The sequence below is a fragment of the Youngimonas ophiurae (nom. illeg.) genome (assembly GCF_049803795.1).
Lineage (GTDB): Bacteria > Pseudomonadota > Alphaproteobacteria > Rhodobacterales > Rhodobacteraceae > Thalassobius.
Window position 1 is genome coordinate 470,122 of record NZ_JBNAGJ010000002.1, and the last position, 13,775, is coordinate 483,896.

Genomic DNA, 13,775 nt, shown 5'->3' on the forward strand with positions numbered 1-13,775 from the left:
GCTCATGCGATTTGCCAAGTTCTGGCTGGCGGCCTGTCTGTCGCTGCTGGTCAGCCCCCCCGTCCAAGCGACCGAACGCAGCCAAGTCACCGCCTATTTCTTTGGCAACAGCCTGGTTGAACACCCCAGCGACACGCATGAGACCTCGGCGGTGTATTGGCTGAACTATATCGCCAGGGCCGCCGGCAAAGAGCTGCGCGCCGATGGCACCTGGGTGTTCCTTCAGGACATCATGGGTAAACTGCCCCCCCAGGCTGAATGGAGCGTGAAGGGCGTGAAATCCGCCTGGCGCGGGGATGTGTCAGCCTATGACGCGATGATCCTGACGCCGACGAACTTCATCCAATACCTGCGCCCCGATGAATCCTTTGACGAAAACAATCCCAATGGGCTGACCGCCAATAAGGCCGCGCAGATGGCCTTTGATCTGGCTGGGCCCCAGACGCGCCTGTTCGTCTACGAGGGCTGGGCCGATATGGGTGTGGTGATCGGGCGCTATCCGCCCTCGGCCCGGCAATTGCGCAAATATCACCGCGCCAACGGCGGGGAGTATCATGATTGGTACGTGGATTATGTGCAGGCTTTGGGGCAGATTTACCCCTCCAACCCGCCAGAGCTGATCCCGGTGGCCAGCGTATTGGCGCAAATCTATGCCCTGCCCGAGCTGAAAAAGCTGGAGGGCACCGATCTCTATCTGGATGACGCCCCGCATGGCACGCCCACCACCTATTTTCTGGCGGCAATGGTGACCTATGCGGTGCTTTATGATGTGGCGCCTCCTGCGGCTTTGGTGTTGCCGTCCTCGATCCATCCGCTGGTGCGAGCGAATTATGCGGAAATCTCGGCGCTGGTCGCGCAGGCCACGGGCACCAAACGCGCCGCGCTGAACAGCGTGGCCCCGGTGCCGACCTCTGCTCAGCCTGCCCTGGCGATGGGGCTGGACGGGATTCACGACTGGGCGACTCAGTACCCTTTTTTGAACGTGATGAAGACCGCGCGCCCCTGGCTAGGCCATGTGAACGGTCAATTCGGCGGCTTCGAGGCCACCCAGCTGGAGGAAGAACTGTATCTGGACGAACACGGCTGGCCAATGGAACTGCCCGAAGGTGTGGACAAGCTGGAAAGCTATCTGCTGACGGATCTGCCCCGCGAGGCGCAGTATTTCACCGGCCGCTATCGGCTGACCTACGAGGGCACCGGCACCCTGCGCGTTGGCGGCCGCGCCCGCAATGCCCGGTATGAGCCCGGCCAGGTCAGTTTTACCTTTGAACCGGGCGAAGGCCCCGTTGCCGTGTCCATTCTGGCCACCGATCCGAACGATCACATCCGCAACATCGCCATCGTGCATCAGGATCACGCGGATCTGTACGATATGGGGGTGACGTTTAACCCTCTGTGGGTCGAACTGATCCGAGACCTGCGCGTCATCCGTTTCATGGATTGGATGATTACCAATGGCTCTTTCGTCAGCGATTGGCAGAACCGTCCCGTCCCACAAGATTACACCTATGGCCGCCGCGGCGTCCCCGTCGAGGTGATGGTGCAACTGGCCAATCAGATCGGCGCGGATCCGTGGTTCAACATGCCTCATGCCGCCGATGACGCCTATATCGAGGCGTTCGCCACTTATGTGCGCGATCATCTGGACCCGCGCCGCAAGGCCTATGTGGAATATTCGAATGAGATGTGGAATTTCCTGTTCTCACAGACCCGCTGGGCGATCGAGCAGGCCAAAACCCGCTGGGACGGGGCCGAGGGCGATGCCTGGATGCAATGGACAGGGATGCGCGCGGCGCAGGTGATGGACATCTGGACCCGCGTGTTTGGTGGCACCGAACGGCTGACCCGCGTGGCGGGCGTGCATACCGGCTGGCCGGGGCTGGAATCGGCCCTTCTGGACGCGCCTCTGGCCGTAGCCGAGGGGCTGCCGCGCCCCGCCGACAGCTTTGATGCCTATGCCGTGACCGGCTATTTCGGCCTGGACGGGGATGACACGGAAATGCCCGCGCGCCTGCTGCGCTGGGACACGCAGGGCATTCTGACGGAAAAACTGACCGCCTATCTGCGCGATGGCCCGCTGAAAAACCTGACCGAAGAGGTATTTCCCTATCACGCCAAAACCGCCCAGCGGTATGGCCTGCGCCTGATCATGTACGAAGGCGGCACTCATCTGGTGGGGCTGAATGAATGGGTCGATAACGAAGACCTGACGCGCATCCTGACCGCGTATAATTATGCGCCCGAAATCGGCGGGTTATATCAGCTGCTGCTGAACGGTTGGCAGGCATCAGGCGGTGTGTTGTTCAACGGGTTTGTGGATGTGGCCAAGCCCTCGAAATGGGGCAGCTGGGGGGCCAAACGGCATCTGGCGGATAAATCGCCCCGATGGGATGCGCTGATGGCTCATAATCGCAGCGGCCCTTCGGATTGGGAAACCCGGCCAAAGGACGCGTTTGACGATGGTGTGTTCCTGCCCGGCGACGCCAGCAACCAAGAGCTGATCGGCACCCGCTGGATGGATATTCTGATGGGCCAGGGCGGGGATGATCGGATCGTCTCGAGCGGCGGGCCGGATATTATCCACGGGGGCACAGGCACGGATACCGCCGTTTTACCCGGTATTTCAGACGATTACGCGCTGGCGCTGTGGGGGGACACCTGGCTGGCCGTCGGCCCGGACGGAGAAATCGCCCTGCGCGATATCGAAGCCCTGGAATTCGAATCCGAACCCGGCACCCGGCTGGAACTGGCCTTCTGACCCTTAGGGCCAGATTTCCGAAACCAGCGTTTCCGCCCCCAGCCGCGCGGCAAAGCGCTGCTCGATGGTCTGGCGCCCGGCCGCGCTAAGCTGCGTCAGCAAATCCGGATCGCCCACCAGACGCGCAATGGCATCGGCCATGGCCTGCGGGTCTTTGGGAGGCACCAAAATCCCGTCGCGCCCGTTCTGTATCAGCTCGGGCACGCCGCCGGCATCGGTGCCGATTGTGGGGGTCGCGCAGCTCATGGCTTCCATATAGGCAACTCCCAAAGGCTCGGCCCAGCTGGCCAAAACAAAGAGATGCGCGTCGCACAGGCGGCGCTTGACCTCATCCGCATCAATCGCCCCCAAAAGCGTCACATGCGCTGACAGGTTCAAAGCCCGGATTTTTTGCTCCAGCACATGACGATACCCCGAGCCGCCATCGTCATCCTCGCCTGCGATGTCCAGCCGGACGTTCTGACCCCGCTCCACCAGCAACCCGATCGCATCCATCAAATCCTGATGGCCTTTGACGAAATGCAGCCGCGCGCAGGTGAAAATTCGCAAGGGCTGTCCCTCGCTGGGCGGCTGATAAGGCGCATCCCGCCGCAGAACATCAGTATCCACCCCCATGCCCCGAACGGTGACGCGGGCCGGAAAATCAGCGCCCAGCTCTGCCTGCGTTTCGCCATAGATCTTCTGCGTGATGATCGTCGCAAACCGCGCGCGGCGCCATTTGAAATGCTGTCCGGGGCCGTAATCCTGCATAGGGCCATGCAGCGTAACCGAATACTCCTGCCCGCCAAACCGATTGGCCAAAGCCGCAATCATCGCCGCGCGCCCGCACGAATGCGCGTGAATATGCGTGATCCCGCGCGCCTGACATTCGCGCACCAGCCGCTGCGCTGCGGGAATGCAGATCAGCGCATCCTTGGCCACGGCGCGGCCATCGCGTCGCACCTCATGGATCAGCTCGGCCAAGGGCAGGCGGGGCAGCGACCGCATCAAATCCAACACCGAGCGCGAGCCCAGATAGGTCGTCCGTGCCATCGCCTCATCCGACCAGCTATGCGAGATCAACCCCGGCGGCGGCGGCAGGGTCGAGAACAGATGCACCTCGATGCCCATCTTTTCCAGATGCTGAATCTCGCGCCAGAAAAAGATGTGGGTCTGACCCGGAAACTGGGGCACAAGATACGCAAGTTTACGCGGCATGGACGGGATCCCGGTGTTATTCGCACTTGCAACATAAACCGCGTTCCGGCCCAATTAAAAACATAAACCACCGATATTTCTGTGCCCCGGCAAGAAAGAGCAGAGCCTTTACATGATCAGCATCATCATCCCTGCGAATAACGAAGAGCAGATGATCGGCCGGTGCCTGGATGCCCTGGCCCGCTCTGATGCGACGCCCGAGCCGGTCGAGGTGATCGTCGCCGCCAATGCCTGCCAAGACCGGACGGTGCAGGCGGCGCAGGGTAGACAGACGGCGCTAAAGGCCCGAGGCTGGGCCCTGGCCGTGCTGGACCTGGCCGAGGGTGGGAAAATGAACGCGATGAACCGCGCGGATGACATCGCCCAGGGGGACAAGCGGATTTATCTGGATGCGGACGTGGTGGTGGACCCTGCGCTGATCGGCCAAATCGGGCGGGTGCTGGACGGTGACCAACCGCGCTATGCCAGCGGTTCGGTGCGGATCGCGCAGCCCGAAACCTGGGTCAGCCGCGCCTATCGTCAGATCTATGCGCGGGTGCCGTTCTTTGCTCAGGATGTGCCCGGATGCGGTGTGTTCGCAGTGAACGCGGCCGGGCGCAAACGGTGGGGGGATTTTCCCGACATCATCTCGGACGATACCTTTGTGCGGCTCAGCTTTGCCCCGTCCGAGCGGGTGAAGACGCGCGCCGGCTATGACTGGCCGATTGTCGAGGGGTTCTCGAACCTGATCAAAGTGCGGCGACGGCAGAATATCGGCGTGGATCAGGTTGGCGCGCTTTATCCGGATTTGCTGGCGAACGATACCAAACCGCGCATGTCTGTCCCGATGCTTCTTGGGTTAATGTTGCGCCATCCCTTAGGGTTTGTGGTATATGCCGGGGTCGCGCTTTGCGTGAAACTGACCCCGGACCGTGATGGCGCGGACTGGATTCGGGGGCGCTAAGGCAATGGCCAACACACTGAAAAAAAAGGATTCCAAATGATCAGCCGGGTGGTCGGGCGGTATACAAAGGGCGGAGGCCTGATGGAACGGGCTGTGCGCAGCTCTTTGCTGACCATGGTGGGATTTGCCTCGTATCAGGGGCTGCGGCTGCTGTCGAACCTGGTGCTGACACGCATTCTGTTCCCCGAGGCCTTTGGGATGATGGCCCTGATCACCGTGTTTCTGGTGGGGCTGACGATGTTCTCGGATATGGGGGTGGGCCCCGCCATCATGCAGAGCAAACGCGGCGACGAGCCCGCGTTTCTGGACACCGCCTGGTCCCTGCAAATCCTGCGCGGCGGCGCTTTGTGGGGGGCCGCCTGCCTGCTGGCCTATCCTTTGTCACTGATCTACGAGGAACCCGCGCTGGCCTGGTATCTGCCGGTCTCGGCATTGACGCTGCTAATCACCGGGTTCAACCCCACGAAGTTCGAAACCGCGAACCGGCATATGCGCGCCGGCCGCGTCACCATCGTTGAGATCGCCACCCAGGTTGTCGGTTTGATTGCCGCGATTGCGCTGGCCTATGCCACGCGGTCCGTGTGGGCGCTGGTGGTGTCGGGGATTGTCAGCTCGGTCGCGCAGCTGCTCTTTATGCATGTGCTGATCCCTGGGCCGGGCAATCGGTTCCGCCTGGAAAAAGCCGCCACCCAAGAGTTGATACATTTCGGCAAATGGATTTTCCTGTCCACGCTGTGTGGCTTTGTGATCATGCAGGGGGATAAGCTGATCCTGGGTAAGTATCTGGATCTGGATCAGTTCGGCGTCTACAATATCGGGTATTTCCTGGCGTCCTTTCCCCTACTTCTGGGGGCGATGGTGATCCGCCGGGTCGTCATTCCGGTGCATCGCGAAAGCCCGCCCAGACAATCGCGCGAGAATTTCCTGAGACTGCGCAAAATGCGGTTCATCGCCACCGGCGTGTTGATGGTGATGCTGCTGACGGTGGCTCTTTTGGGCGTGTGGCTGGTGCAGGTGTTGTACGATCCTCGCTATCTGATGGCCGGGCCGGTGGTGGTGGCCTTGGCCTGTATGCAGGTGCCTCAGATCATCGTGCTGACCTACGATCAGGCCGCCCTGGCCGAGGGCGATTCTCAGCGGTTTTTCGTGCTGTCGGCGGCCAAGGCCGTGGCGATGACTCTGAGCCTGCTGATCGGATTTGAGATGGGCGGCCTGTTTGGCGCTCTGATCGCGCAGGGCGTAGCGATGGTGGCGATTTATCCCGTGGTGATCTGGCTGGCGCGCGCCCAGGGGGCCTGGGATCCGCTGCACGATCTGGTGTTCTTTGGGGCAGGCACAGTATTGGCCACATCGGTGTTCTGGCTGCATTGGGATGATATTTCCCACCTTATTCAGTAAGTTACCCAGAATCGTGAACAATCTGGCCAAAATGACAAAATTGACCAGAAATTCACTCTAGCGCCCTATTGAGACCTTATTTTATTGGCATAAACGAGCTTGGATATTTTCGTGTGAGTGGGCTTTATGACGGACGAACAGCATTCAGGAGCTGACATTGCAATTGTCGGGATGGCTGCGCACCTGCCGGGGGCGCAGACCGTTGATCAGTATTGGCAAAATCTGCGCGACGGCGTGGAATCCATCCGTCACCTGACCCGCGATGACCTGATCGAGGCCGGAGAGGCCCCTCACCTGATCGACCGCCCCGATTACGTCCCCGCCGCCGCCGTGCTGGAGGGGTTCAAAGGGTTTGACGCCGATTTCTGGGGCCTTGGCCCGCAGGACGCCGCGATCATGGACCCGCAGCACCGTCAATTCCTTGAGGTCAGCTGGGAGGCCCTGGAAAACGCCGGCCACATGCCCGAGAATTTCGACGGCCCCATTGGCGTTTTCGCGGGCTGCGGCATGGGCAGCTATTTCTATTTCAACATCTGCTCGAACCCCGATCTGGTGCAGAACGTGGGTATGTTCCTGCTGCGCCACACCGGCAACGATAAGGATTTCATGTCCACGCGGCTTAGCCACATTCTGGATCTCAAGGGCCCTTCGGTGAATGTGCAGACGGCGTGTTCTACGTCTCTGGTGGCCACGCATTATGCCTGTCAGTCGCTGCTGAACGGGGAATGCGACATGGCCCTGGCGGGCGGCGTCACGATCGAGCTGCCCCACGCCCGTGGATACCTGTTCAAAGAGGGCGAGATTCTGTCGCCCGACGGCCATTGTCACGCGTTCGACCATCGCGCGCAGGGCACGGTGTTTGGCTCGGGCGCCGGTGTCGTCGTGCTGCGCCGCCTTGAAGACGCGATCAAGGATGGCGATCACATCTGGGGCCTCATCAAATCCTCGGCGGTGAATAACGATGGCGCGGATAAGGCCGGGTATCTGGCCCCCAGCGTCGAAGGCCAGGCCGCCGCGATTGCCGATGCTCATGCGCTGGCCGAGATTCCCGCCGACACGATTGATTACGTCGAATGCCACGGCACCGGCACCTATCTGGGTGACCCGATCGAGGTGGCCGCCCTGACCAGCGCCTTCCGCGAAAGCACGGATGCGGTGGGGTTCTGTCGGATCGGCTCGGTAAAGACGAATATCGGGCATCTGGATACGGCGGCGGGCGTGGCCAGCCTGATCAAGGCCAGCCTGGGCCTGACGCATAAACAGATGCCGCCCTCGTTAGGGTATGAAAAGCCGAATCCCGCGATTGATTTCGATGGCTCGCCCTTCCGGGTGAATGACCGGCTGACCGATTGGATCAGCCGCAAAGGGCCGCGCCGTGCTGGGGTGAATTCATTGGGCGTGGGGGGCACGAACGCGCATGTGGTGCTTGAAGAGGCACCCGAACGCGCGCCCTCGGACGCCGCGGATTTTCCGTTTCAGCTGCTGACGCTTTCGGCCCGGTCGAAAAAGGCCCTGGACGATAGCGGCGCACGCCTGGCGCAGCACCTACGCCAGCGTATGGATCAACCCTTGGCCGACGTGGCCTGGACCCTGCACAAGGGACGCCGTGCCTTTGATCGCCGCCGTGTGATCGTGGCCGATACGCATGACGAAGCCGCCAGTCTGCTAGAGCAAAACGACCCGCGCCGCGTGTTCACCCACCAGGTGGTGGGCCCGGACCCGGACGTCGTTTTCATGTTTCCGGGCGGCGGCGCGCAATACGCGGGCATGGCGCGGGATCTCTATGAAACCGAGCCGGTTTTCGCCGACTGGATGGACAAGGGGCTGGAGGTTCTGCAACCCAAGCTGGATTACGACATCCGCGCGCTGTGGCTGCCCGAAGAGGGGGCCGAGGACGCCGCGAATGAGGCGCTCAAACGTCCGTCCGCGCAGCTGCCGCTGATCATGATCACCGAATATGCTCTGGCGCAGCTGTGGATGTCCTGGGGGGTAAAGCCCGCCGCGCTGATTGGCCATTCGATGGGTGAAAATACCGCCGCATGTCTGGCCGGCGTGATGAGCTTTGAGGACTGTATCGGGCTGGTGCATCTGCGCGGCTCGCTATTCGATACGGTGCCGTCTGGTGGTATGCTCAGCGTGCCGATGGATGCCGCCGAATTGCGCCCTCTGCTGGGCGATGATCTGGATCTTGCCGCCGTGAACGCGCCGGGGCTGAGCGTGGCCAGTGGCGCTCAGGACGCGCTGAACGCCTTGGCAGGCAGGTTGGCCGGGATGGACATCCAAACGCAGCGTATTCCGATCGACATCGCCGCGCATTCGGCCATGTTGAATCCCATTCTGAAACCGTTTGGCGATTACCTGCGGTCGATCAGACTCAGCCCGCCGCAAATTCCATTCATCTCAAACCGTACGGGTGCGTATATAACGGATGCCGAGGCCACAAATCCCGACTACTGGGTGCAGCATCTGCGCGGAACCGTGCATTTCGCGGATGGGATCACCACGCTCAGCGAGCAGCCCGAACGGGTGTTTATTGAGGTCGGTCCGGGTAAGGCTCTGGCTTCGTTGACGGGGCAGCATCCGAACGTGCAGGCAAACCAGGTGATCGGGACGCTGCGCCACCCGGACGATCAGATTTTTGACGATAAGTATTTCATGGCCATGTTGGGCCGTGTCTGGGCCGTTGGTGTCGAAATCGACTGGCAACAAATCTGGGGAGACGCGCGGCGCAACCGCGTGCCCCTGCCCAGCTATGCCTTTCAGCGGTCGGAATATTTCATCGAGCCGGGCACCGCGCAGACGGACACCCCCGAGGCATTCCTCATGCGCTCGGATAATCTGGAAAGCTGGGGCTATCGCCCGTTCTGGAAACCCGCGTTCGCGGACATTGATCTGGACGTAACCGAGGAACTGGGCGCCCCGCAAACCTGGCTGTTTTTTCAAGACGATACCGGCGTGGCCGAGCAAGCCGCCGCGCGTCTGCGCACCGGCGGGCACCGTGTGATAACCGTGGTGCCCGGCGACGGGTTCGCGCAGCTTTCGGACGACAGTTTCGTCCTCTCGCCCGAGCGGGGGCGCGAGGATTATGACCTGCTGGTGCAGACGCTGGCAGCACAGGGCAGCTTGCCTGACAGGATCGGCCATTTCTGGTTGGTAACAGAAAAAGAAAGCTATCGCCCCGGCAGCAGTTTCTTTCATCGCAACCTAGAGCAAGGCTTCTATGCGCTGACGTTTCTGGCTCAGTCCCTTAGCGACGAGGGTGTCGAAAACGCGCATCTGACAGTCATCACATCGGGCGCGGCGCAGGTGAAATCCGAACCGCTGCCCTATCCGGAAAAATCCACCGTCATGGGCCCTGCCCGTGTGATCCCGCGTGAATTCCCCGGCATGACCTGCACGGTTCTGGATATTGAAACCAAACGTAAGCGTATGGATATTCAGCCGGTGCTTGAGGAACTGCTGGCCAACCCTGCCAATAGCGTCGCCGCCCAACGCGGATCCAAGCGTTTTGCCCAAATTTACCGGCCCGTCGATCTGACCGAAACCCCCGTCACCATCGACGGCGGCACTGTGATGATCACTGGCGGATTCGGCGGAATTGGCCTGACCATCGCAGCCGAATTGATCAGGCAACACGGCACCAACCTCGTGCTGCTGTCGCGCGATGGCCTGCCCGATCGCGCACACTGGCAGGACGTGCTGGCCAAAACCGCGCCCAGTGCCTCGGTCGTGCGCCGCATTCAGGCCGTTCAACAGCTTGAAACCCTGGGCGGCAGAGTTCTGGTTATCGGTGCCGACGTGTCGAATGTCGAAGAGATGAAAGCCGCCAAAGCGCAGGCCGAATCCGAATTCGGCCCGATCACCGGCCTGATCCATGCCGCCGGTGTCATCAGTGACGCACCGATCCTGGGGAAATCCCTGACCCAGATCGAGGATGTCTTTACCCCGAAAATCCACGGCACACAGGTGCTGGACGGGCTGTTCCCCGATGGTAGCCTGGATTGGATGGTGCTGTTTTCGTCCTCCTCGACGGTGACGGCGCCGGCCGGGCAGGTGGATTACGTCGCTGCCAATGAATATCTGAACGCCTTTGCCAAGGCCCGTCAGGGCGGCAAAACCCGCGTGCTGGCGATTGACTGGGGGATCTGGGCCGATGTCGGCATGGCCGCCGAGGCAATGGCCGCGCGCACCGGAACGCAAGAGCCCGCACCGGAGCAGCCGATCTCGGGCTCTTTGCTGGATTGGGCCAGTTTCGACACTGACGGCAACCGGACATTTTGGGCCGAATATTCCCCGCAGGATCGCTGGATTCTGGACGAACACCGCACCCGCACAGGGCAGGCCCTGGTGCCTGGCACCGGCTATCTGGAACTGGCCTACGAGGCCCTGCGGGCGCAGGGGGAAACCGGCCCGTTCGAGCTGCGCAACCTGACCTTTCTGGCCCCTTTGCAGGTGGACGATCAGGGGCGCTCGGTTCGTGTGACGCTGCCGCGATCCGATCTGGGGTATGATTTCCGGGTCGAAAGCACCGGCCCGGATGGGGCCCTGGAACAAAACGCGCAGGCCGAGATTTCCCTGTTGCCAATCCGCCAGCCTGCGGCCTTGCCGCTTGCTGAAATCCAAGCGCGCTGCCCGCGGGTTCAGACTTCGGACACGCATATCCGTTCCCCGCAAGAGGCACATCTGATCTTCGGCCCGCGCTGGCATGTGCTGCGCAAAACAGCCCTGGGCGAAAACGAGGGGCTGGCGCATCTGTCGCTGGATTCCACCTTTGCTGGGGACGGTTGCGGCCTGCATCCGGGCCTGATGGACCTGGCCACCGGCTGGGCGATGGAACTGATCGACGGCTATCAGCCCACCCATCTGTGGGTGCCGATGTCCTATGGCTCGGTCCGGGTGTTTCAGCCGATTCAGGACCGGATCGTCAGCCATGTGCGCAATGCCAGCGCCAATTCCGCAGATGGCATGACCGCCAGCTTTGATGTAACGATCTGCGAACCAGACGGCACCGTATGCGTTGTGATCAAAGACTTCACCATTCGCCAACTGGACAAGGGATTCGAGTTCGCGCGCCGCAACAGCGCTCCGCAGGCCGAGCCTGCCGCGCGTCCGCTGTCCCCCGCCGAGCAGCGCCTGCGGCACAACCTTTCGCAGGGTATCCGCCCGTCCGAGGGCGCGCAGGCCTTTTTCCGCGCGATGACGACAGGCCTGCCACAAGTCATTGTTTCCTCGATGGATTTGCAGGGGCTGATCGCTCAGGCCGCCATGACCGAAGCCACGCAAAGCGCCGAACAGAAGTTTGAACGCCCCGAGCTGGACAGCGCATATGTTGCCCCCGAAGGCGAGACCGAACAGCAGCTGGCCACCATCTGGCAGGATCTTCTGGGCGTCGATAAGATCGGGGCCGAGGACAGTTTCTTTGATCTGGGCGGGCATTCCTTGGTTGCGGTGCGCCTGTTCGCCAAGGTGAAAAAGGTCTTTGGCGTGGACTTCCCAATCTCGGTTCTGTTCGAGGCGCCAACGATCCGCAAATGCGCCGCCCTGATCGCTGAGGCCGGAGGCTCCGCCGAAAGTGTGACTCCCAAGGACGCGCAGCCCACCGCAGCCAAGCGCCGCTTTACCCATATCGTGCCCATGCACTCGGGCGAGGGCGGGCCGGAAACGCCGTTCTTCCTGGTGGCGGGCATGTTCGGCAACGTGCTGAACCTGCGTCATCTGGCACATCTGGTGGGGCATGACCGGCCCTTCTATGGGCTGCAAGCGCGCGGCCTCTATGGCGAGGACGCGCCGCATGACGATCTGGTGCAGGCAGCGCGGGATTACATCGCCGAAATCCGCCAGGTGCAACCGCACGGGCCCTATATGGTGGGCGGATTTTCAGGCGGCGGGATCACCGCCTATGAGATCGCGCAACAGCTGAAGGTTGCAGGCGAAGAGGTGCAGGTTCTGGCGCTGCTGGACACGCCTCTGCCCGTGCGCCGCCCGCTGACCCGTCAGGACCGTATGGAGATCCAGAAACAAGAGCTAAAAGCCGGCGGGCTGGGCTATATCGCGAAATGGGCGATCAACCGGGTGAAATGGGAAATCGCCAAACGTCGCGGTATTCAGCCCGATCAGCCCGAGGCCGCCCATAGTTTCCACAACGCCCAGATCGAGGAGGCCTTCCTGCGTTCCGTCGCCAAGTATCGTGTCCGCCCGTGGGACGGCCCGCTGTGCCTGTTCCGCCCGCCTCTGGTTGGGAAATGGGAGGTCGGGCCGGGCCGCTGGGTGAACTCGGAACGCGCCTATGTGCTGGACGATAACGACTGGGCCCAACACGCGCCCAACATCGCCGTGTATGAGGTGCCGGGGGATCATGACTCGATGGTTCTGGAGCCCAATGTCCGCGTTCTGGCCGCCCGCATCCGCGAGTGTATTTCAGAGGCCGCGTCGTTTGAGCTGCCGGAGGCTGCCGAATGACTCAGGCCAAGCTTCTGACCGTTATCCTGAACTGGCGCACGCCGGATATGACCCTGCGCGCAGTCAAAGCCGCGCTGACCGCAATGGAGGGTATCGCAGGGGAAATCGTTGTGGTGGACAACGACTCGGGCGATGGGTCTTTTGAGAAGATGCAAAACCATACGCAAGCGCATGGTTGGGATCAGAACAACCGTGTGCGCATCCTGCAATCCGGCCATAACGGCGGGTTCGGCGCAGGCAATAACGTGGGGATGCGCGCGGGGCTAAGCGACGGAACACAGCCGGATTTCGTGTATATTCTGAACTCGGACGCTTTCCCGGCTCCGGATGCCATCCGCCGGCTGATTGACGCGCTGGATAAGGACGAACAGCTTTGGTGCGCGGGCAGCTACATCCACGGCGAGGACGGAGCGCCGCATCAGACCCTGTTCCGCTTCCCCTCGGTTGCGTCAGAATTCGAGGGGGCCATTCGCTTTGGGCCTGTGTCCCGGCTGCTGCGTCGGCATATCATCGCCCTGCCCGTACCGCAGACAAATGCCCAAGCCGACTGGATGGCAGGCGCAAGCGTATTGATGCGCTGGAATGCCCTTCGGGAAATCGGCCTGTTTGACGAAACCTTCTTTCTGTATTTCGAGGAAACCGATCTGTTTCTGCGCGCCCACCGCAAGGGGTATCGCTCGGTCTATGTGCGCGATAGCCAGGTGATGCATATTGGCTCGGTCTCGACCGGGATGAAGGAATGGGCCCGCGTTCCGGACTATTGGTTCGACTCGCGCCTGCATTATTTCACCAAGAACCATGGCGCAGCCTATGCCGTTGCTGCCACCTGCGTTCATCTGCTGGGCGGGGGGCTGTATTGGCTGCGCCGCCAGCTGGACCGCAAACCCACCGGCATGGCGCCGCATTTTCTGCGCAGCCTGCTGGCCCATGATCTGAAATCCATTCTGCGTGCCTCGGTCGGGGCGCGTGAACCCAGCCTTGCGCGCCCTGTTCCAGACGCAGAGGGCAAACCGGAGTAGT

At 61.7% G+C, this 13,775-nt stretch carries 6 protein-coding genes; 5 read left to right on the top strand and 1 reads right to left on the bottom strand.

The features are described 5' to 3' along the window. The first annotated feature begins 4 nt into the window (after nucleotides 1-4). Nucleotides 5-2,758, top strand: coding sequence for a calcium-binding protein (locus ACP15O_RS06770; RefSeq protein WP_425095288.1), 2,754 nt, complete (start codon nucleotides 5-7; stop codon nucleotides 2,756-2,758). A 3-nt stretch (nucleotides 2,759-2,761) separates the two neighbouring features. Here ACP15O_RS06770 and epsE read toward each other — a convergent pair whose 3' ends face one another. After that, a complete protein-coding gene (gene epsE, locus ACP15O_RS06775) occupies nucleotides 2,762-3,955 on the bottom strand; it encodes an exopolysaccharide biosynthesis GT4 family glycosyltransferase EpsE (protein WP_425095289.1) in 1,194 nt (397 codons plus the stop codon). A 112-nt stretch (nucleotides 3,956-4,067) separates the two neighbouring features. Between epsE and ACP15O_RS06780 the strand changes: the two genes are divergently transcribed. The 4 genes from ACP15O_RS06780 to ACP15O_RS06795 all read left to right on the top strand — a co-directional run bounded on the left by ACP15O_RS06780 (nucleotide 4,068) and on the right by ACP15O_RS06795 (nucleotide 13,774). After that, nucleotides 4,068-4,898: a glycosyltransferase family 2 protein gene (locus ACP15O_RS06780; RefSeq protein ID WP_425095290.1), complete on the top strand. Its 831-nt coding sequence runs from the start codon at nucleotides 4,068-4,070 to the stop codon at nucleotides 4,896-4,898. A gap of 81 nt (nucleotides 4,899-4,979) precedes the next feature. Beyond that, entirely contained in the window at nucleotides 4,980-6,296 is a 1,317-nt protein-coding gene (locus ACP15O_RS06785; protein WP_425095291.1) for an oligosaccharide flippase family protein, read from the top strand. A 126-nt stretch (nucleotides 6,297-6,422) separates the two neighbouring features. Continuing rightward, a complete protein-coding gene (locus ACP15O_RS06790) occupies nucleotides 6,423-12,755 on the top strand; it encodes a type I polyketide synthase (RefSeq protein ID WP_425095292.1) in 6,333 nt (2,110 codons plus the stop codon). Beyond that, the gene (locus ACP15O_RS06795; RefSeq protein ID WP_425095293.1) at nucleotides 12,752-13,774 is read left to right on the top strand and encodes a glycosyltransferase family 2 protein; all 1,023 of its coding nucleotides are present in this window, start codon (nucleotides 12,752-12,754) and stop codon (nucleotides 13,772-13,774) included. Before ACP15O_RS06790 ends, ACP15O_RS06795 begins: the two co-directional genes overlap by 4 nt. The last annotated feature ends 1 nt before the right edge of the window (nucleotide 13,775 follow it).

What these genes read in the sequence shown, in the direction of transcription:
- ACP15O_RS06770 (WP_425095288.1), top strand. Translation starts at nt 5, where the DNA reads ATGCGATTTGCCAAGTTCTGGCTGGCGGCCTGTCTGTCGCTGCTGGTC.
- epsE (WP_425095289.1), bottom strand. Translation starts at nt 3,955, where the DNA reads ATGCCGCGTAAACTTGCGTATCTTGTGCCCCAGTTTCCGGGTCAGACC.
- ACP15O_RS06780 (WP_425095290.1), top strand. Translation starts at nt 4,068, where the DNA reads ATGATCAGCATCATCATCCCTGCGAATAACGAAGAGCAGATGATCGGC.
- ACP15O_RS06785 (WP_425095291.1), top strand. Translation starts at nt 4,980, where the DNA reads ATGGAACGGGCTGTGCGCAGCTCTTTGCTGACCATGGTGGGATTTGCC.
- ACP15O_RS06790 (WP_425095292.1), top strand. Translation starts at nt 6,423, where the DNA reads ATGACGGACGAACAGCATTCAGGAGCTGACATTGCAATTGTCGGGATG.
- ACP15O_RS06795 (WP_425095293.1), top strand. Translation starts at nt 12,752, where the DNA reads ATGACTCAGGCCAAGCTTCTGACCGTTATCCTGAACTGGCGCACGCCG.